21 protein-coding genes, 1 tRNA gene and 1 pseudogene are annotated in these 24326 nt (G+C 64.0%); 15 read left to right on the plus strand and 8 right to left on the minus strand.

What is annotated here, in order from left to right; all coding sequences use genetic code 11:
• Positions 1-286 precede the first annotated feature (286 nt).
• The 7 genes from FJ988_RS20535 to FJ988_RS20565 all read left to right on the plus strand — a co-directional run bounded on the left by FJ988_RS20535 (position 287) and on the right by FJ988_RS20565 (position 7427).
• The gene (locus FJ988_RS20535; protein ID WP_140820167.1) at positions 287-553 is read left to right on the plus strand and encodes a helix-turn-helix domain-containing protein; all 267 of its coding nucleotides are present in this window, start codon (positions 287-289) and stop codon (positions 551-553) included.
• Between the two features lie 148 nt (positions 554-701).
• Positions 702-1160 (plus strand): YbaK/EbsC family protein, encoded by a 459-nt coding sequence (locus FJ988_RS20540; protein ID WP_140820168.1) that lies wholly within the window; start codon positions 702-704, stop codon positions 1158-1160.
• A 260-nt stretch (positions 1161-1420) separates the two neighbouring features.
• Entirely contained in the window at positions 1421-2749 is a 1329-nt protein-coding gene (locus tag FJ988_RS20545; RefSeq protein WP_140820169.1) for an NAD(P)H-dependent oxidoreductase, read from the plus strand.
• 2 nt (positions 2750-2751) lie between these two features.
• Entirely contained in the window at positions 2752-3780 is a 1029-nt protein-coding gene (locus FJ988_RS20550) for a thiamine pyrophosphate-dependent dehydrogenase E1 component subunit alpha (RefSeq protein ID WP_140820170.1), read from the plus strand.
• A complete protein-coding gene (locus FJ988_RS20555; protein ID WP_140820171.1) occupies positions 3780-4778 on the plus strand; it encodes an alpha-ketoacid dehydrogenase subunit beta in 999 nt (332 codons plus the stop codon). Before FJ988_RS20550 ends, FJ988_RS20555 begins: the two co-directional genes overlap by 1 nt.
• 3 nt (positions 4779-4781) lie before the next feature.
• Positions 4782-6137: a pyruvate dehydrogenase complex dihydrolipoamide acetyltransferase gene (locus tag FJ988_RS20560; RefSeq protein ID WP_140820172.1), complete on the plus strand. Its 1356-nt coding sequence runs from the start codon at positions 4782-4784 to the stop codon at positions 6135-6137.
• 126 nt (positions 6138-6263) lie between these two features.
• Positions 6264-7427, plus strand: a complete 1164-nt coding sequence (locus tag FJ988_RS20565) for a DUF930 domain-containing protein (RefSeq protein ID WP_140820173.1) — start codon at positions 6264-6266, stop codon at positions 7425-7427.
• Positions 7428-7617: 190 nt separating this feature from the next.
• Here the strand turns inward: FJ988_RS20565 and FJ988_RS20570 are convergent, their stop codons facing one another.
• On the minus strand, positions 7618-8274 hold the full coding sequence (locus FJ988_RS20570) for an HAD family hydrolase (protein ID WP_407067748.1): 657 nt from the start codon (positions 8272-8274) through the stop codon (positions 7618-7620).
• Between the two features lie 108 nt (positions 8275-8382).
• Positions 8383-9021, minus strand: coding sequence for a hypothetical protein (locus FJ988_RS20575; protein WP_140820175.1), 639 nt, complete (start codon positions 9019-9021; stop codon positions 8383-8385).
• Between the two features lie 190 nt (positions 9022-9211).
• Here FJ988_RS20575 and FJ988_RS20580 point away from each other — a divergent pair, with 190 nt between their 5' ends.
• From FJ988_RS20580 to ptsP, 5 genes are all read left to right on the plus strand, one after another.
• Positions 9212-9649: a transcriptional regulator GutM gene (locus FJ988_RS20580; protein ID WP_140820176.1), complete on the plus strand. Its 438-nt coding sequence runs from the start codon at positions 9212-9214 to the stop codon at positions 9647-9649.
• A gap of 52 nt (positions 9650-9701) precedes the next feature.
• A complete protein-coding gene (locus tag FJ988_RS20585; RefSeq protein ID WP_140820177.1) occupies positions 9702-10469 on the plus strand; it encodes a PTS glucitol/sorbitol transporter subunit IIC in 768 nt (255 codons plus the stop codon).
• A gap of 16 nt (positions 10470-10485) precedes the next feature.
• Entirely contained in the window at positions 10486-11493 is a 1008-nt protein-coding gene (locus FJ988_RS20590; protein ID WP_140820178.1) for a PTS glucitol/sorbitol transporter subunit IIB, read from the plus strand.
• A gap of 123 nt (positions 11494-11616) precedes the next feature.
• Positions 11617-11997: a PTS glucitol/sorbitol transporter subunit IIA gene (locus tag FJ988_RS20595; protein ID WP_140820179.1), complete on the plus strand. Its 381-nt coding sequence runs from the start codon at positions 11617-11619 to the stop codon at positions 11995-11997.
• Positions 11998-12045: 48 nt separating this feature from the next.
• Positions 12046-14025, plus strand: a complete 1980-nt coding sequence (gene ptsP, locus FJ988_RS20600) for a phosphoenolpyruvate--protein phosphotransferase (protein WP_140820180.1) — start codon at positions 12046-12048, stop codon at positions 14023-14025.
• Positions 14026-14043: 18 nt separating this feature from the next.
• Here the strand turns inward: ptsP and FJ988_RS20605 are convergent, their stop codons facing one another.
• On the minus strand, positions 14044-14808 hold the full coding sequence (locus tag FJ988_RS20605) for a hypothetical protein (RefSeq protein ID WP_140820181.1): 765 nt from the start codon (positions 14806-14808) through the stop codon (positions 14044-14046).
• Between the two features lie 139 nt (positions 14809-14947).
• Here FJ988_RS20605 and FJ988_RS20610 point away from each other — a divergent pair, with 139 nt between their 5' ends.
• On the plus strand, positions 14948-15955 hold the full coding sequence (locus tag FJ988_RS20610) for a sugar-binding transcriptional regulator (RefSeq protein WP_140820182.1): 1008 nt from the start codon (positions 14948-14950) through the stop codon (positions 15953-15955).
• A gap of 65 nt (positions 15956-16020) precedes the next feature.
• Here FJ988_RS20610 and FJ988_RS20615 read toward each other — a convergent pair.
• The 3 genes from FJ988_RS20615 to FJ988_RS20625 form a co-directional block, all read right to left on the minus strand.
• A tRNA-Pro gene (locus FJ988_RS20615) sits at positions 16021-16097 on the minus strand.
• A 54-nt stretch (positions 16098-16151) separates the two neighbouring features.
• Positions 16152-17420: an O-antigen ligase gene (locus FJ988_RS20620; RefSeq protein ID WP_140820183.1), complete on the minus strand. Its 1269-nt coding sequence runs from the start codon at positions 17418-17420 to the stop codon at positions 16152-16154.
• A complete protein-coding gene (locus FJ988_RS20625) occupies positions 17417-18952 on the minus strand; it encodes an undecaprenyl-phosphate glucose phosphotransferase (protein ID WP_140820184.1) in 1536 nt (511 codons plus the stop codon). Before FJ988_RS20625 ends, FJ988_RS20620 begins: the two co-directional genes overlap by 4 nt.
• A 270-nt stretch (positions 18953-19222) precedes the next feature.
• Between FJ988_RS20625 and FJ988_RS20630 the strand changes: the two are divergent.
• Positions 19223-20046, plus strand: a pseudogene (locus FJ988_RS20630) (3-keto-5-aminohexanoate cleavage protein).
• A 33-nt stretch (positions 20047-20079) separates the two neighbouring features.
• On the opposite strand, the gene FJ988_RS20635 reads toward FJ988_RS20630, so the two are convergent.
• Both FJ988_RS20635 and FJ988_RS20640 read right to left on the minus strand, forming a co-directional pair.
• Positions 20080-21210, minus strand: coding sequence for a glycosyltransferase family 4 protein (locus FJ988_RS20635; RefSeq protein ID WP_140820185.1), 1131 nt, complete (start codon positions 21208-21210; stop codon positions 20080-20082).
• 11 nt (positions 21211-21221) lie between these two features.
• Positions 21222-21785: a polysaccharide biosynthesis/export family protein gene (locus tag FJ988_RS20640; protein ID WP_140820186.1), complete on the minus strand. Its 564-nt coding sequence runs from the start codon at positions 21783-21785 to the stop codon at positions 21222-21224.
• Between the two features lie 264 nt (positions 21786-22049).
• Here FJ988_RS20640 and FJ988_RS20645 point away from each other — a divergent pair, with 264 nt between their 5' ends.
• Positions 22050-24305: an exopolysaccharide transport family protein gene (locus tag FJ988_RS20645; protein ID WP_140820187.1), complete on the plus strand. Its 2256-nt coding sequence runs from the start codon at positions 22050-22052 to the stop codon at positions 24303-24305.
• Positions 24306-24326: the final 21 nt, after the last annotated feature.

Consider the following 24326-nt stretch of genomic DNA (forward strand, 5'->3'; position numbering starts at 1 on the left):
GATCCTTCCGTAAAATGCCCGGCGCCATTTGCCGGCGGCCGGTGACGGCAAGCTAACGAATCGAGGCGGCGAAAATGCCCTGCGAATCCGATCGCGGAGCTTCAAAAGAACTTGATCGAGCGCCGCGCCATCTTACATGTACGAAGCCTGCGATACCCGGCCGCAATGCCGCTTCACGATGGCGTGACGGCTTAAGCTCTTGGCAAATCATTCGTTAACGAGCATTCTCCCGCCCGTCTCAGGCAACGCCATTTTATCCGACCCTGTTTCATCTCAAGGAGTTGCCATGCCCAACACCGTACGGAACGCTGTTTCCAACGACATCATTGCTGCGTCCGGCCTCAATCCGTTCAGGGCCGCCCGCGAAACCAGGGGATATACGCTCGAGGAACTCTCATTGACCTGCGGCCTGGCCGTCGGCGAGATCGTCGACATCGAGGACGGCAAGGATGCCGATCCCGCCAAGCTCCGGCGCATTGCCACGGCATTGCAGGTGCCTGAAGAGGAATTGATCCGGGTGCCGGCCGCCGAGGACCGCCCCGTCCAGCAATAGAGGCGCGACAAGCGCCCATGCGAAGGCCCGCCGGCCAACCAGCCCGGCGGGCTTTTTAGTTTGCTGCACACGGGCGGCGTGGCTCTTGCCAATCATCGAGCCCCCGTGCGATTCGCGGTTGTTCGAACTAGTCTGACGAGGGGTCTCCATGAGCTTGGAATCGGTTCGCGCCTTTTTTGCCGAGCACGCGCCGGACGTGAAGGTCATCGTCACCGAGGAGAGTTCGGCCACGGTCGCGCTTGCCGCCGAAGCGCATGGCGTGACGCCGGCGCAGATCGCCAAGACGATCTGCCTGCGCATCGGCGAGCAAACCATGCTGGTCGTCACCAGCGGTACCGCCCGGCTCGACAACCGGAAGTTCAAGGACAGGATGGGCGGCAAGCCGCGTATGTTGGGCGGCGACGAGGTGCTGGCGGCGACCAGCCATCCGCCGGGCGGCGTCTGCCCGTTCGGCCTGCCGGGGCCGCTGCCCATCTATTGCGATCTCTCGCTCAAGGCTTTCGACATGGTCGTTCCCGCCGCCGGCGCTACTAATGCTGCCGTGCACATCGCTCCGCAGCGCATGGCCGAGCTGGTCGGTGCCGAATGGGTCGACGTTTGCCAGTAACAATTCCCACCTAGATATCTTCGAGACGTCGGCCGAAGCGCCAGCCAGTGTCTGAAATCGGCTTTCGGCGACGTACCGAGCAACCGCTGCCGGAATTGGCGTGCGCGCCTTGATGCGTGCGGCTTGTCGCCATTGCGCTTGGACCAATTCGAAAAGCAGTAGCGAGCGCCCAAATTATGGACATTAGTCTTGACAGAAATACATATGTTCAATACCGGTCAAGCAACCGAACAGCATGCGATATGGGAGGAATACACGGTATGGCATCCAACGTTTCGTTGACGGGCCTTGCCCGCGATCTCGAGGAACGCGCCAAGTCCGGCAAGCCCATTCGCATCGGCCTGATCGGCTCCGGCGAGATGGGCACCGACATCGTCACCCGCGTCGCCCATATGTCCGGCATCGAGATCGGCGCCATCTCCGAACTGAACCTTCCGGCGGCGAGCAAGGCCGTCGATATCGCCTTCCAGGAAACCGGTCACGCGAAGGAAGTGTCGAACGCCTCGGCGATGACCGCTGCCATGGAGGCCGGCAAGGTCGCCGTCACCAATGATTCCAGCCTGGTCATCGGCAATGACCTCATCGATGTCGTCATCGACGCCACCGGTGTTCCGGCTGTCGGCGCCGAGATCGGCCTGCGTGCCATGGAGCATGGCAAGCATCTGGTGATGATGAATGTCGAGGCCGACGTCACCATCGGTGCCTATCTGAAGAACGAGGCCGACCGCCTCGGCGTCACCTATTCGCTGGGCGCCGGCGACGAGCCGTCGTCCTGCATGGAGCTGATCGAATTCGTGTCGGCCATGGGCCATCCGATCGTTGCCGCCGGCAAGGGCAAGAACAACCCGCTCAACATCGACGCCACGCCTCCCGACTACGAGGAGGAAGCTAAGCGCCGGCATATGAACGTGCGCATGCTGGTCGAATTCGTCGACGGCTCTAAGACCATGGTCGAGATGGCGGCGATCGCCAACGCCACCGGACTGGTGCCCGACAAGCCGGGCATGCATGGCCCAGCCGCGACGCTCGGCGAATTGAACAAGGTGCTGGTGCCGCAGAAGGACGGCGGAGTGCTCTCCAAGGTCGGCGTCGTCGATTATTCCATTGGCAAGGGCGTCGCGCCCGGCGTCTTCGTCGTTGCCGACATGTCGCATCCGCGCGTTTCAGAGCGCATGGAAGACCTGAAGATGGGCAAGGGCCCGTACTTCACCTTCCACCGCCCCTATCACCTGACCTCCCTCGAAGTGCCGCTGACCTGCGCCCGCGTCGTGCTTTACGGCAAGGCCGACATGGTGCCGCTGGCCAAGCCGGTAGCCGAGGTCTGCGCCGTCGCCAAGAAGGATCTGAAGCCCGGCGACAAGCTCGATGCCATCGGCGAGTTCTGCTACCGCGCCTGGATCATGACGGCGCCCGAAGCGCATGCGGCGCGAGCCGTTCCCTGCGGCCTCTTGCAGGGCGGCTCGGTCACCCAGCCGATCAAGAAGGGCGAGCTCATCACCTATGCCAATGCAGCACCCGCGCCGGGCTCGCGCATCGCCGAGCTGCGCGCCCGCCAGGACAGGCTCGTTTACGGCGCCGTGGAGGCGTGACCATGGCCACAGCCCGCAAAGCCGTCGCGGACAGCCGCGCCAACCTGCCCTTCGTCTACCGCCACTACAGCCAGGAGCAGCTGAAGCAGGTGCTCCACAAGATGTACCTCATCCGCCGTTTCGAGGAGGGCGCGGAAGAGTGCTACATGCGCGGCCTGATCCACGGCACGATGCATTTGTCGATCGGCCAGGAAGCCAGCGCCATGGGCATCTGCATGCCGCTTGCCGAGGATGACCAGATCACCTCGACGCATCGCGGCCATGGCCATTGCATCGCCAAGGGCGCCGAGGTCAGCCGCATGTTCGCCGAGTTCTTCGGCAAGACCACCGGCTACTGTAAGGGCCGCGGCGGCTCCATGCACATCGCCGACGTCGCCAAGGGCAATCTCGGCGCTAACGGCATCGTTGCCGGCGGCATTCCGATCGCGGTGGGCGCCGCCCTTTCCGCCAAGCGGATGAAGACCGGCAAGGTCGTGGTCTCCTTCTTCGGCGACGGCGCCAACAATGAAGGCGCCTTCCACGAGGCGCTGAACATGGCGGCGATCTGGAAACTGCCGGTGATCTTCGTGTGCGAGAACAACGGCTACGGCATGTCGACCTCGACGGCCCGCTCCACCGCGGTGAAGAACATCGCCGAGCGCGCGGCCGCCTATGCGATGCCGGGCGTGATCGTCAACGGCAACATCTTCTCGGAGGTCGCTGAGGCGTCCTTCAAGGCCGTCGAGCGGGCACGCGCGGGCGAGGGGCCGACGCTGATCGAGTCCAAAACCTACCGCCATCGCGGCCATTCCAAGAGCGACCGCAACCGCTACCGCACCAAGGAAGAGATCGAGGACTGGATGGCGAACCGCGATCCGATCACGCTGTTCGAGACCGAACTGCGCGATTTCGGCTTCATCGACGACCAAGGCATCCAGGCGATCCGCGATGCGGTCGCCAAGGAGATCGCCGACGGCATCGAATTCGCCAAGGCAAGCCCGGCGCCGGAGATCGCCACCCTCGAGGACTATGTCTACACGGAGCATGCGTGATGGACATCGCGGTGCGTGAACTGAGCTATGCCCAGGCGATCCAGGAAGCCATGGCGATCGCCATGGACATGGACGAGCGCGTCTTCCTGATGGGCGAGGACATCGGCGTCTATGGCGGCGCCTTCCAGGTGACGGGCGACCTCGTCGAGCGCTACGGCGCCGACCGCGTCATCGACACACCGATTTCGGAACTGGGCGGCGCGGGCGTTGCGGTGGGCGCCGCAGTCACCGGCATGCGGCCGATCTTCGAGTTTCAGTTCTCGGATTTCGCCACGCTCGGCATGGAGCAGATCGTCAACCAGGCGGCCAAGATGCGGTTCATGCTGGGCGGCGAGGTTTCGGTGCCGCTGGTGATGCGTTTTCCGGCCGGCTCCGGCACCGGTGCCGCCGCGCAGCACAGCCAGAGCCTCGAAGCCTGGCTCGGCCACGTGCCTGGTCTCAAGGTCATCCAGCCGGCGACCCCGCACGACGCCAAGGGCATGCTGCTTGCTGCGGTCGCCGATCCCGACCCGGTCATGATCTTCGAGCACAAGCTGCTCTACAAGATGAAGGGCCACGTGCCGGAAGGCCACTACACCGTACCGATCGGCAAGGCCGAAATCCGGCGCGAGGGCCGCGACCTCACCATCGTCGCCACCTCGATCATGGTGCAGAAGGCGCTCGACGCAGCGGCCGCGTTGGAAGGCGAGGGCATCGATATCGAAGTGGTCGATCTGCGCACGATAAGGCCGATAGACCGGCAGACCGTCATCGCCAGCGTGAAGAAGACCTCGCGCCTGCTCTGCGTCTACGAGGCCGTGAAGACGCTGGGCATCGGCGCCGAGGTGAGCGCCATGGTCGCCGAGAGCGAAGCCTTCGACTATCTCGACGCGCCGATCGTGCGCCTCGGCGGCGCCGAGACGCCCATCCCCTACAATCCGGACCTCGAAAAGGCCACCGTGCCGCAGGTCGCCGACATCATCGCCGCCGCGCGCGACCTGGTGAAAGGGGTCCGCTGAGCGATGCCGACAGAGGTCATTCTTCCCAAGGTCGACATGGACATGGCGACCGGCCAAATCTCACGCTGGTTCGCCGAAGAGGGTGCCAAGGTCAAGAAGGGCGACGTGCTCTTCGAGATCGAGACCGACAAGGCTGCGATGGAGATCGACGCGCCGGCCAGCGGCACACTGCGCAACGTTACCGGCAAGGAGCGTGTCGACATTCCCGTCGGCGAGCCCGTTGCCTGGATCTATGCCGACGATGAAGTTTACGCGCCAATCTCCCCCCTCGTGGGGGAGATGTCGACGAAGTCGACAGAGGGGGGCGCTGTCCCGCCGACCTCTCAGCGCGAGGCTCCCCCCTCTGGCCTGCCGGCCATCTCCCCCACAAGGGGGGAGATCAGCCAATCGCCGACCGCCGGGCGCGCAACGCCGCTGGCGCGCCGCTTGGCGCGCGAGGCAGGTCTTTCGATTGCCGGCATAACAGGCAGCGGTCCGCGCGGTCGCGTCACGCGCGCCGATGTGGAGGCCGCGGTTTCAGCGAAAGGCTCTGCTGCCCCTGCGCAGCCGACCGCCGGGATCGCTTCGCCTGCCCAGGCTGAAGTCCCGCCGGCACCCGCAGCCAAGCCGATGTCGGACGACCAGGTGCTAAAACTGTTCGCCGAAGGCTCTTACGAGCTCGTCCCGCACGACAACATGCGCAAGACCATTGCGCGCCGCCTGGTCGAGGCGAAGAGCACCATCCCGCATTTCTACCTGACGCTGGATTGCGAATTGGACGCTCTGCTGGCGCTGCGCACGCAGCTCAATGCGGCGGCACCCGTGAAGAAGACCGACAAGGGCGAGGTTCCCGCCTACAAGCTCTCGGTCAACGACATGGTGATCAAGGCGATGGCGATGGCGCTGATGGCGGTGCCGGATGCCAATGCGTCCTGGACCGACAGCGCCATGGTCAAGCACCGGCATGCCGATGTCGGCGTCGCGGTCTCCATTCCCGGCGGCCTGATCACGCCGATCATCCGCCATGCGGATGAAAAGACGCTGTCCACCATCTCCAACGAGATGAAGGACCTGGCCAGCCGCGCCCGCAGCCGCAAGCTGAAGCCCGAAGAGTATCAGGGCGGCACCACGGCCGTTTCCAATCTCGGCATGTTCGGCATCAAGGACTTTGCCGCCGTCATCAACCCGCCGCATGCGACGATCCTGGCGGTCGGCGCCGGCGAGGAGCGGGCGGTGGTCAAGAAGGGCGAGATCAGAATAGCGACCGTGATGTCGGTGACGCTGTCGACCGATCACCGGGCCGTCGACGGCGCGTTGGGCGCCGAGCTGCTTGGCGCCTTCAAGCGCCTGATCGAAAACCCGATGGGCATGCTGGTTTAGGCCGTCCCCGGCGGCTCCGAACCTTCCCCAAGAGGGCGTCGGATCACCGACTTGTCAGGCGGATAGCCAGCAGCGATTTGCTTCGTATGCTTGAAGCCGCCGTTATTTCGTTCCACATCGGGCGGTATGAATGGCAAGTTGCAGGATTGGTTTCGGAATTGGCGATGGGCCCTGGCCGCATCGCTGTTCCTGCACGTCGCGACCGCAGCGTTCCTGTTCTTTGGCCTGCCGAGGCCCGAGCAATTGCCGGACCAGCAGGAACAGCCGGTGAATGTCGCGATCGTGCCGCCGCCCGAGCAGCCTAAGCCGAAGCCCACTCCAAAGCCGCCGGAACCGAAGCCTGGACAGAAGGTCGAAAAGCCGCCTGAACAGAAACCGCCTCCCGAACCGACGAAGCCGAAGCTGCCGGACGACCAGGTTCTGAAGCGCGTCTTTCAATATGGCCAGAAGGATACCGGGCCGGAGAAATCTCTTGATGGCGGCAGCGCTCCGGCCAATACGCCGCAACCGGCCAAGGAGCAGGCTGCAACGCCGCCTGTAGAGCCGAAGCCGGCGCAGAACCCACCGCCCGCGGGTTCCGAGCAAACGGCAGATTCCGCCAAGGCCGACGAGAAGTCCGCACCCGTCCAGCCGGAACCCAAGCCCACGCCGAGCGAGGAGAAGCCGGCGACCGAGGACACCGATAAACAGCAGCCTGACAAGCAGGAGGCGGCGCCGCAAACCGAAGAGAAGCAAGCGCTGGTCGCGCCAAAGCCATTGGCGGCCGAGGACGGCGTCAAGCCTGCTCCTCCGTCTTCAACCGAAAAGGCGAAGCCCAAGCCTGCAAAGCCGATGAAGTTCAAATCCGCGAGAGCCTTGAAGGCCCCCAGCGCGGGCATGGCGTTGTCGAATCCCACGAACAATGACGTCGCGGGATCGCCGATCTTTTCCGGTCTTCCGGGCGTCAGAAAGCTTTATTCGCAGGGGGCAACCGGCAATGTCTTTGCCACAAGCTCCATGGAAAATGTGCCGCGCGATCAGCGCGTGGCAAACCTGTGCGCCAACATTCTCAACCAGGAACTGCAAAGCGCGGACTATTCGCCGAAATGGCTGCCGACCATTCCGCTGAAGACGGGCAATGTTCTTAGCCCGACGCAGGCTGCCTTCAGCACGACGACCCAATGGTATGATCTAAGCTTCCGCTGCGAGGTCGACCCCGACGCGACGAGGGTTCTGTCCTTCAACTACCGTGTCGGCGGATTGGTCCCGCCCGGCGACTGGACACGGCGCAAATTCCCAAGTCTTCGTTAGCAATTCTAATGCATGTCGCCCAAAAGTGATCTCGGTTTTGGGAGAACGACATGCATAAAACAAAGACCTAAAGCGCGTCGCCTGACTCCGTTTCAACGCGACGCGCTTTAGGAAAAGTGTGAGCGGTTTTCCGTCCGGAATTGCGTAAAACAAAGAGATAGAGCGGTTTGAAATGGCGAACCGCTCTGGATCAGGCCGGCACGCCGAGCCCGGCCAATTGCCGGCCGACCTCATGCCAGTCGGCACAGACGAAATCGGCGCCTGCGGCCTTCAACCGCGCAGCATGCTCGGGATAGGTGTGGCCGCCGCCAGTGTACCCTATCGCAATCATGCCGGCTGCAACCGCGCCCTGGATGCCGAAGGGAGAATCCTCGATGACGATGCAGTCGGCTGGCTTTGCGCCCATCTTCTCGGCCGCGTAGAGGAAAATGTCGGGCGCCGGCTTGCCGTTCTTCACCATCGAGGAGGAAAAGATCGCTTCGCCGAAGAAGCGCGACAGCCCGGTCACCGACAGGCTGTGGTTGATGCGCTCGACCGAGGACGACGAGGCGACGCAGCGCTCGCCTGCCAGCGCCTCGAGAAACGGCACGATGCCCGGCGTGGATTGAAGCTCCTCGGAGAACAAAAGCTTGGTCTCGGCCCAGATGTCGGCTTCGGCGGCGGGCGGGAACTGATGGCCGGTCAGTGTCTTGATCTTGGCGATGATATCCGACTGCTTCATGCCGATGCACTGCGCGATGATGCCGCCATGAACGCCCGGCATGCCGTGCTTGTCGTAGACGCGTTCGTAAGCCTTGGCGGCCAGTGGCTCGCTATCGACGAGCACGCCGTCGCAGTCGAAAATCATTAGTTTGGATCGCGCCACGCACTTCCCCCGGCTTCGATATCAATGCTGCACATCGCTATCGATAAAAAGTCAGATGTTCAATAGTGAGGCGAATGCATCCCCTACGCATCAAAGCTGGCGCAGCGCCTCGCTCGGCGAGGCCCCTAGCGCGCGCTGCATGGCCTGGCGCGACTGGGCGCGGTCGGGCGTGATCCAGTTGGGTTCGGCGCCGAGGAAGCGGTCGAGGAAAGCAACCGCATAGGCCGGCATCTCGGTCGCGTTCTCGCGATAGGACCACCAGGTGCGCAAATCGTCGGCGCATTGGTCGATGCTTGGCGCGGTGCCGAACTCCTGCTCGTGCACGGCCAGGATCGCCGACACGCAATAGTTGGTATAGAGGAAGCCCTCCGGCCAGAAGCGTACGATCTCCGCCGTCCCGGCATTAGCCTCCGTCTCGATCATTTCGCCCAGGCCAGAGATTTCGCGCGCCGGCGCCTGCCGGATCAGTTCGCGCAGCACCAGCCCTGCAGCGAAGACGATGAAGTCGCCGCGATCGACATCGGCGAATCGCTTCTGCGCTTCCATCACCTCGATCCAGTCGAGAAAGGCGCGCGTCAGCTTGGCCTCGTCGATCTCGAAGCGCACGCCGAACGTCTCCGACACGACCTTGGCGCTGCTGCGGAAGGTGGCACGGAACCAGCGCAACTGCCGCAACCGGTGGCGCAAGTCCGGCATCAGCGCGAGTTCGTGCCTGAAAGGCAGGTCCATATCTCATTTCCCGTTTGGCGGCAGGCTAGCACAGGCGGTGCCGATGCCGAAATCGGCGGCTTAGCTGTGGAGCGCTGTGGCGGCTAATATAATACATGTTGACATCCGAGGAAACAAATGTTCTCACTTTCGGGTCATCTCGCCTCCGTCCAATATGCGCCGGAGCAACGAGAGTCGGGAGGAATACCGAATGGCGATCTGGCAGTGGGCACTGCTTCTGCTGTTTGTTGTCTGGGCGCTGCAATCGCTGGGCGTCTGGCTGCAGATGCGGCATTATTCGGACGTCTTCAAAGGCGTCACCGCAGAGTACAAGGATGGCTACGTCGGCGCCGGGAATTTCCGCGGCAGGCTGGCCAAGGGAACCATTGCGCTCATCGTCGTGACGCCGGATCTGATCGTGCGCCGCATGATGGTCATGAGCGGCCGCTCGGTGCTGACCAAGTTCAAACGACATGAAGAATTCGAGGGCATCCCCCTCGATCGACTCCGGTCCAACCCTGCAATCATGGGGGAGGGGGAACCCGGTGTGGCCGAGGCCGTCAAACGTGCGATCGAGCAGATCGACCGCGCGCGGTCGGAGCCGGGGAAGAAGCCGGGCCTGGCCGGCTTGAACGTAGCAAGGGCTTAAGCGACGCCGTCAGCCGGCTGGGAATGACCGGCAGGGGTCATAAGGAGGAGAAATGTCTGTAATATCGTTATTGGCGCAGCATGCGGACCTCGCGGTGCATAATATGCATGTCGCGGGCACCATGGTCTCGGATGCTGCCTGGCACGGCAAGCTCGGCGTCGAGCACGCCACCGATCATCTCGTGGTCCTGGCACAGGCGACGACCGACAGCGCGCCGGTCACCGCCGATCAGCTGAAGGAACAGCTGAAGAACGTCCAGCAGGAAGAACAGCTTGGCTGGCTGACCGCGATCGGCAAATACTTCATCGGCATCTTCCAGAAGGGCGGCGAGGTCTTCGCCGGCTTCGTCACCGGCATCATCCCGACGCTGGTCGTGCTGATGACGGCCTTCTACGCCGTCACCGAACTGGTCGGCGAAGAGCGCGTCCACGGTCTGGCTCGCGGCGCCGGCCGCATCGCGTTGACCCGTTATACGGTGCTGCCGGTGCTCTCGGTGTTCTTCCTCACCAACCCGATGGCCTACACCTTCGGCTCGTTCCTGGAAGAAAAGCACAAGCCCGCCTTCTACGATGCGGCAGTGTCCTACGTGCATCCGCCGCTCGGCCTGTTCCCGCATATCAACCCCGGTGAATATTTCGTCTGGGGCGGCATGCTGGTGGCGCTGCTCGATCTCGAGAAGCGCGGTGTCATCGCCAACGGCTACCACGTCAAGGTGGCCATCTGGTACGCCATCGTCGGCCTGGTCGTCATCCTGCTCAAGGGCATGCTGACCGAGCGCATCACCGCCATCATGGCGCGCCGCCAGGGCGTCGAGCTCTAAGGGCGGGGAGGACATCATGGCCAAGACATTCAAAGCCGTAAAGATCTCCCGGGGCAACACAGGCTGGGGCGGTCCGCTCGTCATCGAGCCGACCGCGCAGCGTGACAAGGTCGTCTCCGTCACCGGCGGCGGCATCCATCCGGTGGCGCAGCTCATTGCCGATATGACCGGCGCCACGGCCGTCGACGGGTTCAAGGCGCCGCCGATCGAAAGCGAGATGGCTGTCGTCGTCGTCGACTGCGGCGGCACCGCGCGCTGCGGCGTCTACCCGCGCAAGCGTATCCCGACCGTCAATTTGACGCCGGTCGGCCAGGCGGGTCCGCTCGCCCAGTTCATCACGGAAGACATCTACGTTTCGGGCGTGAAGCCGGCCAATGTCACAATGGCCGACGGATCCGAGGCGGTCACCACTGCGGGGGGAGCAGCATCGATGAGTTCGAGCAACAACAACACAGCAACCCGGGCGGCCGAGCCGCTGCCGAGCGAAGGCGGGCTGATCGGCCTGATCAGCTCGATCGGCCGCGTCATGGGCCGCGTGGTCGGCATCTTCTTCAACTCCGGCCGCCGCACCATCGACCAGGTCGTGCGCAACGTGCTGCCCTTCATGGCCTTCGTGACCATGCTGATCGGCCTGATCCTCTATACCGGCATCGGTGACGTGCTGGCCCAGCCGATGGGACCGCTGGCCAACAACATCGTCGGCCTGCTGATCATCTCGGCCATCTGCGGCCTGCCGTTCCTGTCGCCCATCCTGGGACCGGGCGCGGTCATCGCGCAGGTCATCGGCGTCGCCATCATCGGACCGCAGATCGCCAACGGCACCATCTCCCCGGCAATGGCGCTGCCGGCGCTGTTTGCCTACAACACCCAGGTCGGCTGCGACTTCGTCCCGGTCGGCCTGGCGCTGGGTGAAGCCAAGCCGAAGACGATCGAAATCGGTGTGCCGGCGGTGCTGATCAGCCGCCAGATCATGGGCCCGGTCTCCGTGCTGATCGCGTGGGTCGTGTCCCTGATCGTGTTCTGAAGCAATTCCAGGAAAGGTGCGTTGCGGTTTTCCGTTCGGAATTGCGTAGAGACAAATAGTTAGAGCAGGTTAGCGGAACGCTGAACTGCTCTAAGGTATCAGTAACAAAACGAGGTTCGCCATATGTCGGTTCTTCTCAAGACACGGGTCACTTCTATCGGACCCGAAGTGGCGGACCTCGCCGAGGGCGGCGTGGTCATCCTGTTCGCGGATGGCTCGCCTCCCGAACTGGCCGAAGTCTCCGTGCTGCACAAGACGGAGGAAGGCCCGAGCGACGACGGGCCGGCGAAAGGCGCGTCGATCACGCTCGGAGCGGTTTCGGCAACGATAACGGCCGTCGGCGAAACGGCCTGGAGCAAGGTCCGCGAAATGGGCCATGTCGTCATCTCCTTCAACGGCGCGACCGAGGCCGAAAGGCCGGGCGAATTATGCGCGTCCGAGATCGACACCGCTGCGCTGGTGAGCGCGCTGACGCCGGGCGCTGTCATCACCATCGCCGCCTGATAGGATTTCCGCCGTCGCGAAGATGGCGCTACAAGCTAGAGTATAGTCATGGAACGCTCGACCATCGTCAGAGTGCATGAAGGTTTGCACGCCCGTCCCGCCACGCGGTTCGTCAAGCTCGCCAAGGGCTTCGAATCCGACGTCGAGCTGGTCAAGGACGGCAAGGCGGTCAGCGCCAAGAGCTCGGTCAAGCTGATGCTCCTGGCGGTCAAGGAAAACCAGGAAGTCACCGTGCGCGCCAATGGCGCCGACGCGATCGAGGCGATCGAGGCGCTGATCGGCTACCTGGAGAACCCGCGCGCCGGTCTCGAGGAAGAGCCGGGCGAAGCCGCTGCGGAGGCGCCGGCCACTGCCGCTCCTGAAGTCGCATCGCCCGCCGACGCTCCGCCAGGAGATGCAACGCCGAAGCTCCAGGGCGTTGCCGCCAGTGAGGGCGTGGCCATTGGACCGGCCTTCGCACATTTCCCCGCCGAGATCGAAGGGCCGGGCAGGCGCCTGCGAGCCGAAGAGATCGACGGCGAGATCGAACGCTTTCGCAGCGCCATAGCGACGGTGCAGGCGCGCATGGACCGCACGCTTGCCGAGGACAGCCTATCGGCCGGCGACCGCGGCATCGTCGCCGCCCTGCGCGACATCGCCGCCGACGACAGCCTGACCGGCGAGGTCGAAAAGCTGATCGGCGAGGGCGATGACGCGGTGTCGGCCGTCATTGGCGCGGCTTCCACCATCGCGGCCGATTTCAGCGCCGTCGACGACCACTACCTCAATGCCCGCGCCGACGACGTCCACGCCGTCGGCCGACAGATCTGCCTCGTTCTGCTCGGCCAGGACGAGGTCAGCCTCGAGTCGATCCCGCAAGGCGCGATCCTGATTGCCGACGATATCGGCGCCTGGGACCTGGCGCGCGCGCCGTTGAAGCGCATCGGCGGCGTGGTCTGCGGCCATGGCGGCGCCACCTCGCACATCGCCATCATCGCCCGCTCGCACGGCATCCCGGCGGTGTTGGGTCTCGGCGAGAAGGTAAACGCGCTGCGCGCCGCTAAGGAGGTCGCGATCGACGGCAATGCCGGGCATGTCATCGTCGATCCGGACGAGGCCGTGCGCAGCGATTTCACGCGGCGCGTCGAGGCCGCTGCGCAGGAGCGGGCGGGTCTGACCGTCTTCAAGAGCGTGACACCGAAACGCGCCGACGGCACGGTCATCGAGGTCGCGGCCAATATCGGTTCGCTGGAGGAGATCGAGGCGGCGCAGGAAGCCGGCGCCATGGGCGTCGGGCTGTTCCGCACCGAACTGCTCTTCATGCGCCACATGCATCTGCCGTCCGAGGACATGCAGGCAGAGACCTACAGCGCCTTGGCCAAGGCCTTCGCGCCGCATTCCGTCATCGTGCGCACGCTGGACATCGGCGGCGACAAGCCGATCGCCGGCATCGAATTCCCAGACGAGGAAAACCCTTTCCTCGGCTGGCGCGGCATCCGCATGTGCCTCGACCGCCCCGACATCTTCAAGAAGCAACTGCGGGCGCTGCTCAGGGCCGCCGTCCACGGCAACATCAAGGTGATGCTGCCGATGGTCTCGGAAATCGCCGAAGTCACCCGCACGCGTGCGCTGGTCGAAGAATGCGCGGCCGAACTGAAGGCCGAAGGCGTGCCGCATGCGGCCTTCGATCTCGGCGTCATGATCGAGACGCCGGCCGCCGTGCTGATCGCGCCGGCGCTGGCCAGGGAAGTGGCGTTCTTCTCCATCGGCACCAATGATCTCACCCAGTACATCATGGCCGCCGATCGCCTCAATCCGACCGTCGCCAAGCTCAACGACGTCGCCAATCCGGCGGTGATGTCGGCGATAGAGCTGACGGCCAAAGCGGGCGTCGCCGCCGGCATCATGGTCGGCATGTGCGGCGAGGCTGCGGGCCGTCCGGATTTGATACCGATCTTCGTCAAGATGGGCCTGACCGAGCTCAGCATGAGCCCGGCCTCGATCCAGCGTGCCAAGAAGACCATCGCCGCCATGGCGGCCGAAAAATAACCGATGTCGAACCGCCGGTTACGTCAGATGCGCAAGCAGGGTGGCGAAAACCGGGGTCAGTTCCTTGACCGCATCGGGCTGCGCGCAGGCCTGGCGGATGCGATCCTCCCGCACTTCGGCCGCCAGCACCGCGATCTCCAGAATATCGGGCTCGGGCGCGCCCTCGGCCTTGCTCGCCAGTCCGCAGGCAAGCGCCAGCGGCGCAAGGCATTTTATGTTCAACGAGCGGTCGCCGCTTGCGGTCTCGCCGGATTGCACAGGGTGATGGCCGAGGCTTTCGACAAGCAGCGCCGAGCACGCCGCCGCGACCTGATCGGTGGCGGCCGCCTCCGCGGTCGCTACGGCGAGAAGGTCCGCATAGCGCTTGCGCATCGCGGCTTGGACGGCGGAAAAACTCGCCTCATGCACGCGCGGATTGTCGACGCCATAGCCGGCGAGCACTGCGCGCGTCAGGTAGTACATATCGCGCCGGAACTGGCGCTCGCCGTCGATCTGCCGGTCCTCATTGCCTTCGGGAAAATAGGTTCTCAGGCTTTTGACCGTGGTACCGTCGATCTTGAGCGGCCGCGAATGCGGAACGAAGGATTCGGCGATCGTCAGCGCCTCGTCGACGGCGCTCGCCGCGTGGCCGAGCAGGCTCTTGCCTGGGAACGGCGGCAGATTGGCGATTTCGCGCGGCGGCTCGCCGGTGCTGTCATGCCGGCTCTGGCGGATGACGTCGCGCAGTTCCCTGAGCCGGTCCTTCAGGTTGACGCGGACATCCTCGGAGATTTGTCGCAGCATTGCCAATTGCCTCGAAATGCTGAAGCCGGTTACGGCTTAGGGCGCCAGTCGCCCTCTCTAGATTGTTCGTGTCGATTGGTAGATCAATAGACGATAATTAACCAGCGTGCAGAATCGGCGTTCGATCGTGGAGGGGAATTTGGGCAGGCGGCATCAAGGCGAATCTGAAAGCGGCCGGGCGGAAGCGTCCGAGCAGGTCGTCAATGAAAGCCGCAGCGATCGCCTGAGAATCCGCGCCGCCTGGATGTATTTCGTCGAGCAGATGACGCAGAACGAAATCGCCGACGTGCTCGGCGTCGGCCGCGTCACCATCGTGCGCATGCTGGCCGACGCGAGGGCGCGCAACGAGGTGAAGATCACCATTGAGAGCGAGCTTCTGGAGATCGTACGGCTGGAGCGGGCGCTGGAACGCACCTTCGGCCTGCAGCAGGCGCTGGTCGCGCCGCTCACCGACCCCAATGCCGATCCGATCCCGGCCATCGCCGCCAAGACCGGCATGTTCCTGTCCGACGCGATGAAATCCGGCATGCGCGTCGGCGTCGGCTGGGGCGTGACGCTGTTCCACTCCTTGCCGTTCATCAGCGCCAAATCGCTGACCGATTTCAGCGTGATTTCGCTGCTCGGCGGCGTCGGCATCGCGCGCCGGGTCAACCCGGCCGAGTTCGCCTGGCGCTTTGCCCAGATTTTCCAGGGCGACGGCTATCTGATGCCGACGCCGGCCGTCGTCGACAGCGTCGAAACCAAGATCGCGCTGGTCGAGCGTTGCGGCCTGCAGGAGATCTTCGAGATGGCCGACGCGCTCGACGCCGTGCTGCTCAGCGTCGGCGGCATCGCCTCGGCCACCACCTTCTCGCGCGGCGGCTTCCTCAAGGAAGCGGACCGCGAAGCCCTGCTGGCGCGCGGCGCGGTCGGCGATCTTCTGTTCCATTTCTACGACCGCAATGGCGATCTGGTCGACCATCCCGTGAACGGCCATGTGATGTCGGTGGATGTCGACCGCCTGCGCAAGGCGCCGATCCGCATCCTCACCTCTGGTGGCGCGGAAAAGACCCAGGCGCTGCTCGGCGCCATGAACCTGATCGCGCCGACCATCCTGATCACTGACGAGGAAAGCGCGCGACGGATGTTGGCGGCGCATGGGGCATAGGCGGTTGGCGCAAACTCGCCGCTAACGCTTCACGCTGCCTTCGCGGGGGATTTCAAGGATTAGAATGGTCGGAGTGGCCGGATTCGAACCGACGACCCCTTGACCCCCAGTCAAGTGCGCTACCGGGCTGCGCTACACTCCGGACCGGGTGGCGATGTATCGTGATAACCCCGTGCGGGTCAACCGAATTCGGCTGCTATCTTGCAGGTGAAATCGAGAGCAGGGATGCCGGCCTCTCCAGCCGCAATTCTCGCTGGTGCCGGTACTCAAGCGCGATCGCACCCCAGACCAGGCCCATCAGCAGATAGAGATGGCGCCAGTGGTCGATGTCGATGAAGGTGCCGAGGCCGATATTGCCGAGATAGGCGACATAGGCGCAGAGCAGATAGGGCTGCCACGGCCGGTCGCGCAAAAGAATGCGGAAGCCGGCGCCGATCGTCCACAAAGTCAGCGTCAGGAACGAGACGAACCCCAGCCAGCCATAATCCATCAGCGCCTTAAGCCAGATATCGTGCGTGTCCTCGCCATAGATCGTGCCGAAGACCAGCGGGCCGATGCCGAAAGGATGCTCCATCGCCAGCTGGAAGCCGATCGTATAGCGGGCGAAACGGCCGAGCCGCGCCGAATCGTAGCTCTGCTCGAGCTGCGCGCGCTGGGTGAACATGTCCGACACGCCAGGCAGTTGCAGGATGACGACGAAGGCGATGACCAGCAGCGCCACGGCCGCGATCGTCATCACCACGACCCGCAGCCGGAACTTGCCGCTGGCGCTCTGCAGGAACAGGCATGCGGTCAGCAACACCGCCGAGACCGCGAACATGCCCCAGGCACCGCGCGAGAAGGAAAAGAAGATGCCGGCGGTGATGGCGAGCAGGGGCACCGCCAATAGCGGCATGCGCGACACCGGCCCGGTCAAAAGCAAATAGAGCAGATAGGTGCCGGGCAGCACCAGGAACGGCCCGAACACGTTCGGGTCCTGGAACGCGCCGGCGGCGCGGTCGTATTTGGTGAATATCTCGGCGCCAGGAAAGGCGTGGAAATAACCGGCGATGCCGAGCAGCGACGTCGCCACAGCCGATACCACATAGGCGATGAAGATCAGCCGGTAGAGGCTGGGCTGGGTCGAGGTCACCGAGGCGAAGAACACGGCGCTGAACGCCAGGAACAGCGACACCGCGAGATAGAGCGGCGTGTTGGCGAGGTCTTCCATCTGCGTCATGGCGATCATGCCGCCGATGTTCATCGTCACCAAAAGGATCAGCAGCGGCAGGATCGCGCGCGAGATCCTGAGGCCGAACAGCGCCCACACCGCGATCAGCCCGGCCATGTAGATTTCGTAGGGCGCGGGCTCGCTGATGACGAAGCCGGAGAGAAGAATGCCGATGCCTATCGCCGCCGACGCGATCAGCGCGATCAGCTTGGCGTTGACCGCCGAAGCCGGCACCTCATGGACGACGGCGCTCAATAGGCGTTTTCCGTGTTGAGCAGGCGGATCGGCGTCAGGAACAGGATGCGCAGGTCGAACAGCATCGACCAGTTCTCGATGTAGTAGAGGTCGTATTCGGTGCGCATGCGGATCTTTTCGTTGGTGTCCATCTCGCCGCGCCAGCCATTGATCTGCGCCCAGCCGGTGACGCCAGGCTTGACCTTGTGGCGCGCGAAATAGCCGTCGACCACTTCGTTGTAGAGCAGGTTGTGCGACTGCGCGGCGATCGCGTGCGGGCGCGGCCCGACCAGCGACAGCGAGCCGAGCAGCGCGTTGAAGAATTGCGGCAGTTCGTCGATCGAGGTCTTGCGGATGAAACGGCCGACGCGGGTGACGCGAGGGTCGTTCTTGGTCACCGTCTGTTTTGCCGTCGGGTCGGACCGGTCGGTGAACATCGAGCGGAACTTGTAGACCTCGATGATTTCGTTGTTGAAGCCATGCCGCTTCTGCTTGAACAGAACCGGACCCTTGCTGTCGAGCTTGATGGCGATCGCGGTCGCGAGCATCACCGGCGAGAAGACGACGATGCCGATCAGCGAAAAGACGATGTCGAAGGCGCGCTTGGCGACAGAGTCCCAGTCGTTGATCGGCTTGTCGAAGATGTCGAGCATCGGCACCGAGCCGATGTAGGAATAGGCGCGCGGGCGGAACTGCAGCGCGTTGGAATGCGCCGACAGCCGGATGTCGACCGGCAGCACCCAGAGCTTCTTCAGAAGCTGCAGCACGCGCGACTCCGCGGTCAGCGGCAGCGACACGATCAGCATGTCGATGCGCGCGATACGGGCGAATTCGATCAGTTCGGATATGGTGCCGAGCTTCGGATAGCCGGCAACGATCGGCGGCGAGCGCTTGTCGCCGCGGTCGTCGAAGATGCCGCAGATCCGGATATCGTTGTAGGGCTGCTTCTCGACGGAACGGATCAGCTGCTCCGCCGCTTTGCCGCCGCCGACGATGACGGCGCGCCGCTCCATGCGGCCGTCGCGCGCCCAGCGCCGGATCAGTCGCGACATCACCACCCTGAGGCCGAAGATCAAAAGGAAGCCGACCACGAACCAGGTGCCGAACAAAAGGCGCGAATAGTCTTCCGAGGCCTTCATGGCGAAGGCGGTCAGCGCCATCAGCGCGAAGGTGCCGGCCCAGACCAGCAGCACCCGGCCGAAATTGGCGAACGGGCGCATCAGCGCCGCGATCTGGTAGCAGTCGGAGACGTCGAGCAGCACCACGGCCAGGAACGAAGATGCGGCGATCGTCAGCGGATACTGCCAGGCCAGATAGTTGAAGAAGCCGACATAGTAGAAGTAGACGCAGAGCCCCGACAAAAACAGCAGCGCGAACTCGACCATGCGCAGCACGCCGCTGACCATGATCGGCGACATCGTATCGCGCCGGTATTGCGAGGCGACATTGCGCGCAACGTCGTTCATGCCGCTGGGCTTCTCGCCGTCGGCAGGGGTGTCGAAATTGCGCACCGCATCCATGGAAAAGCGGCGCGCGGGATCGATCTCGTTCATGGGACTGGTCCGCCAGCTACCGGAACTGCATAGCAAAAGAGAGCTAATAAAGCCTTGAAACAACCGGTGGTTTTAGACCGGTCTGTGCCGTTGCGATGCGGGTTGCGGCGCGGCGCGTCAGGGATCGGAGGGGTCGTCAGGTGCGCGGGGGCGGCGACTAGACCAGGCGCAAAGTCGATCGACTGGAGCGTCTAGACCATATCGGCGAAGTGCCTTGTTTCTCCTTGCGGAAGGGTCGATAGCAATGCCCATGGATCGAATGGAGTTGCTATGACGCCCCGTTCTGTTTCGATCGCCGTTGCACCGAACGGCGGCAGAAAGACGCAAGCGGATCATCCTGCTTTGCCCATGACGGCGTCCGAACTCGCGCGCGTCGCAGGCCTTTGCCTCGACGCCGGCGCCAGCATGATACATGTGCATGTGCGCGACCGTGACTGCGGCCACCTTCTTGATGCCGACGCTTATCGCCAAGCTCTGAGCGCGATACGGGAAGTCGTCCGTGACAGGCTGGTCGCACAAATCACCAGCGAATCGCTCGGTATCTATACGCCCGCCCAGCAGATGCGGGTGGTCCGCGAAGTACGACCCGAAGCGGTTTCGCTCGCCTTGCGCGAGCTGTTGCCGGATGCCGGCGGCGAAGGCGACTTCGGCGCTTTCCTTCTTTGGCTGCGCCGGGAACACGTCGCGCCGCAATTCATCCTCTATACGCCGTCTGAAGCGTTGCAACTGGCTGCGTTGCAAGCCCGCGGCGTCGTTCGTTCGAGCGGCTTTCGGTGCTCTACGTGCTGGGACGCTATACCGTCGGCCAGACATCCGATCCCGCCGACCTTTTGCCTTTTCTCGGTGAAGCCATGCCGCGTTTCGCGCATTGGTCGACATGCGCCTTCGGCGGCAAGGAGGCGGCGTGCGTCCTCGCCGGCGCATTGCTTGGCGGGAACATCCGCGTCGGCTTCGAGAACAATCTGCTCATGCCCGACGGACGGATAGCGAGCGGCAATGAGGAACTGGTCGGCTTGGCCAGGGATAGCACTATGCGTCTGGGCTATCGGCCGGCAGTCGCGGATGAGCTGCGCGCCGACTGGCAATTGACGTAGGACAATAGGCTGCTGGAGGTCGGCGCCTCGAGACTATTTACTCTGCGCCGCGAAATAAGCCTTTTCGATCTCGGCGGCCATCACGTCGGCGCCGAATCGCGCCTTGAGTTCGTCGGTCTGCGGCATGGCTTTCCGGTAGGCGTCGAGGTCCTTGAGCGCCAGACCGATCTTGTCGGCGAGCTGGGCGGGATCCGGCCGGATCAGGGCAGGGGAGGTTTCGCCGAAAATCTCCGGAATGCCGCCGACCGCGGTCGCGATCATCGGCCGGCCGGCGGCGAGCGATTCGAGCACGATGTAAGGCATCGCCTCGGCGCGGGACGGAACCACGACCAGCTCGGCCAGCGCGAAGGCCTGTCTGGCCGGCATCGGCGGCAGGAAGCGGACGTTGCTCTTCAGTCCCAGACGCTCGACCTGCGCATGGTAGCGGGGCAGGTCGTCGCCGTCGCCGACCATCACCGCATTCAACGCTCGGCCCATCTCGGTGCCGGCCGAGGCCAGCGCATCGATGAAGATGTCGGGGCCTTTGAGGTCGCGCATCATGCCGATGTACAAGAGATCGGCGGCATCCTGCGCCGTCGTCACCGGCTCGAACTCCGCGGCCCGCAGGCCATTATAGACAAGCCTGTTGGGAATAGGCGGCTCGCCGACCTTGCGGCGGTAGGTCCTGCGCTCATAGTCGGAGACGAACAGGAGGCAGTCGGTGAAGCGCGTCATGGAGCGCTCCAGCGCGAAGAACAGCTTCCCCGTCACTGTGGTTTCGTCATAGTGCAATGAGCCGCCATGCGGCGAATAAAGGCGGGCAACGCGAGACCTTGATACCCGCAACAATGAGCCGAACAGCCGGGCATAGGCGCCACCCTTGGCGCCATGCCCATGCAGCACGTCCGGCCGCAATTCCTTGATGATTTTGTAGGTGCGCCAGGCGGCGGCGAGGTCGCCGGGGCCGACATGGCGCTGCATCGGCGTGCGATGGATGCCGAGCACGAGGCTGCCTTTCATGCCGTCGAACAGGCGCTCCTCATAGTCGCCGCCGGTGGTCGAATCGCAGACGATGCCGACCGAATGGCCGGCCGCGACCTGCGCCTCGGTCAGGTCGCGCACATGCCGGAAGATACCTCCGACAGGTGAGCGAAAACAGTGGACGATCCTGAGGTTCGCCGCCACGTCGATGATTTTCAGAACAGGCGTTCGCGCACGTAGACGGTGTCGCCGGGCAGCAGCGGGTCGGATGTCAGCACCCGGCCGGTCATCACCTTGCCGTTGATGTCGCGGGTGATGTCGACACTCTCCTGGTTGGCACGCGGCGTGAAGCCGCCGGCGATCGCGATCGCCTTCTGCACCGTGAGGCCCGGAACGTAGGAATACTGACCGCCGGCGCCGACTTCGCCCATGACGAAAATCGGCCGGTAGCGGTCGATCTCCACCGAAACGTCTGGATCGCGCAGATAACCCTGCCGCAACTTGTCGGCGATCTCCTTCTCCAACTGCTGTGCGGTGTGGCCGCGCGCCGGGATGGCGCCGACGAGCGGGAAGGAGATGTAACCGGATTGATCAACGCTGTAAGTGTTGGTCAGCCCGTCCTGCTCGAACACCGTGACGCGGATCCGGTCGCCGGCGCCCAGACGATAGGGTTGGTCGAGCACTTCGTGGAAGGCGGCAGGCGTCGGCCGGTAGCTGGAGCAGCCGGTCAGCAGCGACAGGGCAATGAAAGCGCGAAAAAGGGAAGCTCTGCTTTTCATGACCGGTCAGGTACCTTCATCGCTCTCGCCGCAAGCCGCCGCGGCCAACCCAAGGACATGGCTCGTTATCATCCTGTTAGGGTTAATGGGCGGTAAAGGACGGCAACCTGAACGGGCGGCGATCGGCAAAAAACAGAGTCTTTAGAGTGCTTTCGCCAAGTGCTTTGCCACTGCGCGCCGGGTGGCGCTTGGTTGTAATCTTAACGGCTGGGTTACCATAGTTGTTTACGGTCCATCCTCGACTCAAAGTTCGGAGCAGGATGCATGTCCGTTCAACCCGCGGCCGCAGATGTCGATGTCGATCTGAGACAGCTCTTCGCCAGCCTGGGGCGAAACTGGCTGCGCATCGTCGTCGTCACGCTTCTGGTCACAGGTTTGGCCTTTGCTTTCGCCTGGCTCGCCACGCCACGCTACAAGGCGGTGGCGACTTTGGAGATCGGGCCGCGCGAATCGGTCTTCACCCGGCCGCCCGGCACGGCCAACGACGACAGGCCTGCGATCGATGACAGCGCGGTGGCCACCGAAGTCCAGATCATTTCCTCGCCCGACATCCTCAAGAAGGTGGCTGCCGACCTCGATCTGGAAGCCAACCCCGAATTCAACACGGCGCGCAATATGTCTGCACTGAGCAACGCGCTTGTCGTGTTCGGCTTGAAGAGCGACCCTCGCGAGATTCCGCCGGAAGAGCTCGTGCTGACCGCCATGCACGACAAGCTTAACGTCTATGCCGTCGAAAAGACCCGCGCGATCGCCATCGAGTTCTCCTCGAAGGACCCCACGCTCGCCGCCAAGATATCGAACGCCATCGCGCAGGCCTATCTTGCCTCCAAGGGCAACGCCAAGATGCAGTCGAATTCGGCCGCGACCGATTATCTCGGACCGGAGATCACCGACCTGCAGAACCGGGTGAAGGAGGCCGATGCCAAGGTCGCGGAATTCCGGGCCCAGTCCGACTTATTGATGGGCGGCAACAATGCGGTGCTGGCGACTCAGCAGTTGTCGGAGCTGTCGAGCGAGCTTTCGCGGGTGCGCGCCAATCGCGCCGCAGCCGAGGGCAGCGCCGATGCGGTGCGCAAGGCGCTGCAGAATGGCGGCTCGCTTGACGCGGTGCCGGAGGTCTTGTCGTCCGAATTGATCCAGCGCCTGCGTGAGCGTCAGGTGGAACTCAGGACCAACATCGCCGACCTGTCGACAACCTTGCTGGACAACCATCCGCGCATCCGGGCGCTGAAGTCGCAGCTCGCCGATCTCGACGGCCAGATCCGCAACGAGGCCCAGAAGATCATCCGCGGGCTGATGGCGCAGGCCGACGCGGCCAAGGCTCGCGAGGCGCAGCTCGTCGCTGACGTCAACACGCAGAAAGCCGCTTCGGCGCGGGCCGGCGAGCAGCAGGTCGAGCTCGACGCGTTGCAGCGCGACGCCAACGTCCAGCGCCAACAGCTTGAATCCTATATGGCGAATTATCGCGAGGCCGCCTCGCGCAACGACCGCAGATATGTCCCTGTCGACGCGCGCATCATTTCGGAAGCGCGGGTGCCGAGCGAGCCTTATTTCCCGAAGATCGGCCCGATAACGGGCGCTGCGGCGGCTGCCTCGCTGCTGTTGATGGCGATCGCCACCTTGCTTGGAGAACTGTTCTCCGGTCGCGCCATGCGGCCGGCGCCGGGCGCACGGTTCGAGCAGATCGAGCAGGTACCGATGCCTGCAGCGAGGACCGAGCCAGTGGTGGCTGAGCTTCCTGAAGAAGGTCGCACCTTTGCGCCTTACCAGGAACCGACTGCCGGACAGTCGATTGCAGAGGCGGAACTCCCGAAGCCGGTTGGAAGCGAGCCGGTGGAGGCCCACGCTGCCGCCGCGCCGCCGCCTGTTGGACCAGGTGAATCGGCGCCGGAGCCTGAACCCGAGCCAAGGCAATCCAAGCTGGGCGAGATTGACGTCGACAAAGCGGCCGAGAAGCTGATCGCGTCCGGCGCGGCGCGGGCGATCTTTGTCTCGCCCGAGGGCGACGAAGCCGCCGCTTCGGCCGTGCTGGTTGCGCGCGAAGTCTCGGATGCCGGCCTGCGCGTGCTGCTGCTCGATCTCACCGCTTCGGGCGCCGCGTCGCGGCCGATGCTGGATTCGAGCCTGTTCCCCGGCATCACCAACCTGCTCGCTTCCGAGGCGCAGTTCAGCGACGTCATTCACCCCGACCTCTATTCGGACGCGCATGTCATTCCGGTCGGCACCTCCGATCCGGTCCGCGCCATGCGCGCCGCCGATCGCTTGCCGATCATCATGCAGTCGCTGACCACGGCCTACGACCTCGTCGTGGTCGAATGCGGCCCGGCCGACGCGCACGGCATCGGCCGCCTCGTCGGCGACGGCACCGAGGTGTTCCTGTCGATGCTGGAGGCCGACGATCAGGTGACGCAGGCCGCGGTCAAGCTGATCGAGAACGGCTATCCGGACCTGACTTTGGTCACGCCGGTCGGTCACGAGACGCCGGGAACCCCGATCCCAGGACGCCGCTCGGCGGCCTGAGCGCGCCGCCGATAGCCGGTA

The organism is Mesorhizobium sp. CU3 (assembly GCF_006442965.1).
Taxonomy (GTDB): Bacteria; Pseudomonadota; Alphaproteobacteria; order Rhizobiales; family Rhizobiaceae; genus Mesorhizobium.

Bases quoted from the DNA above. Each gene is read 5' to 3' on its own strand.
- FJ988_RS20540 (WP_140820168.1), top strand. From the start codon at position 702: ATGAGCTTGGAATCGGTTCGCGCCTTTTTTGCCGAGCACGCGCCGGAC.
- FJ988_RS20570 (WP_407067748.1), bottom strand. From the start codon at position 8,274: ATGATTTTCGACTGCGACGGCGTGCTCGTCGATAGCGAGCCACTGGCC.
- FJ988_RS20590 (WP_140820178.1), top strand. From the start codon at position 10,486: ATGGCCAAGACATTCAAAGCCGTAAAGATCTCCCGGGGCAACACAGGC.
- FJ988_RS20605 (WP_140820181.1), bottom strand. From the start codon at position 14,808: ATGCTGCGACAAATCTCCGAGGATGTCCGCGTCAACCTGAAGGACCGG.
- FJ988_RS20575 (WP_140820175.1), bottom strand. From the start codon at position 9,021: ATGGACCTGCCTTTCAGGCACGAACTCGCGCTGATGCCGGACTTGCGC.
- ptsP (WP_140820180.1), top strand. From the start codon at position 12,046: ATGGAACGCTCGACCATCGTCAGAGTGCATGAAGGTTTGCACGCCCGT.
- FJ988_RS20565 (WP_140820173.1), top strand. From the start codon at position 6,264: ATGAATGGCAAGTTGCAGGATTGGTTTCGGAATTGGCGATGGGCCCTG.
- FJ988_RS20545 (WP_140820169.1), top strand. From the start codon at position 1,421: ATGGCATCCAACGTTTCGTTGACGGGCCTTGCCCGCGATCTCGAGGAA.
- FJ988_RS20640 (WP_140820186.1), bottom strand. From the start codon at position 21,785: ATGAAAAGCAGAGCTTCCCTTTTTCGCGCTTTCATTGCCCTGTCGCTG.
- FJ988_RS20595 (WP_140820179.1), top strand. From the start codon at position 11,617: ATGTCGGTTCTTCTCAAGACACGGGTCACTTCTATCGGACCCGAAGTG.
- FJ988_RS20625 (WP_140820184.1), bottom strand. From the start codon at position 18,952: ATGAACGAGATCGATCCCGCGCGCCGCTTTTCCATGGATGCGGTGCGC.
- FJ988_RS20550 (WP_140820170.1), top strand. From the start codon at position 2,752: ATGGCCACAGCCCGCAAAGCCGTCGCGGACAGCCGCGCCAACCTGCCC.
- FJ988_RS20585 (WP_140820177.1), top strand. From the start codon at position 9,702: ATGTCTGTAATATCGTTATTGGCGCAGCATGCGGACCTCGCGGTGCAT.
- FJ988_RS20580 (WP_140820176.1), top strand. From the start codon at position 9,212: ATGGCGATCTGGCAGTGGGCACTGCTTCTGCTGTTTGTTGTCTGGGCG.
- FJ988_RS20560 (WP_140820172.1), top strand. From the start codon at position 4,782: ATGCCGACAGAGGTCATTCTTCCCAAGGTCGACATGGACATGGCGACC.
- FJ988_RS20535 (WP_140820167.1), top strand. From the start codon at position 287: ATGCCCAACACCGTACGGAACGCTGTTTCCAACGACATCATTGCTGCG.
- FJ988_RS20555 (WP_140820171.1), top strand. From the start codon at position 3,780: ATGGACATCGCGGTGCGTGAACTGAGCTATGCCCAGGCGATCCAGGAA.
- FJ988_RS20645 (WP_140820187.1), top strand. From the start codon at position 22,050: ATGTCCGTTCAACCCGCGGCCGCAGATGTCGATGTCGATCTGAGACAG.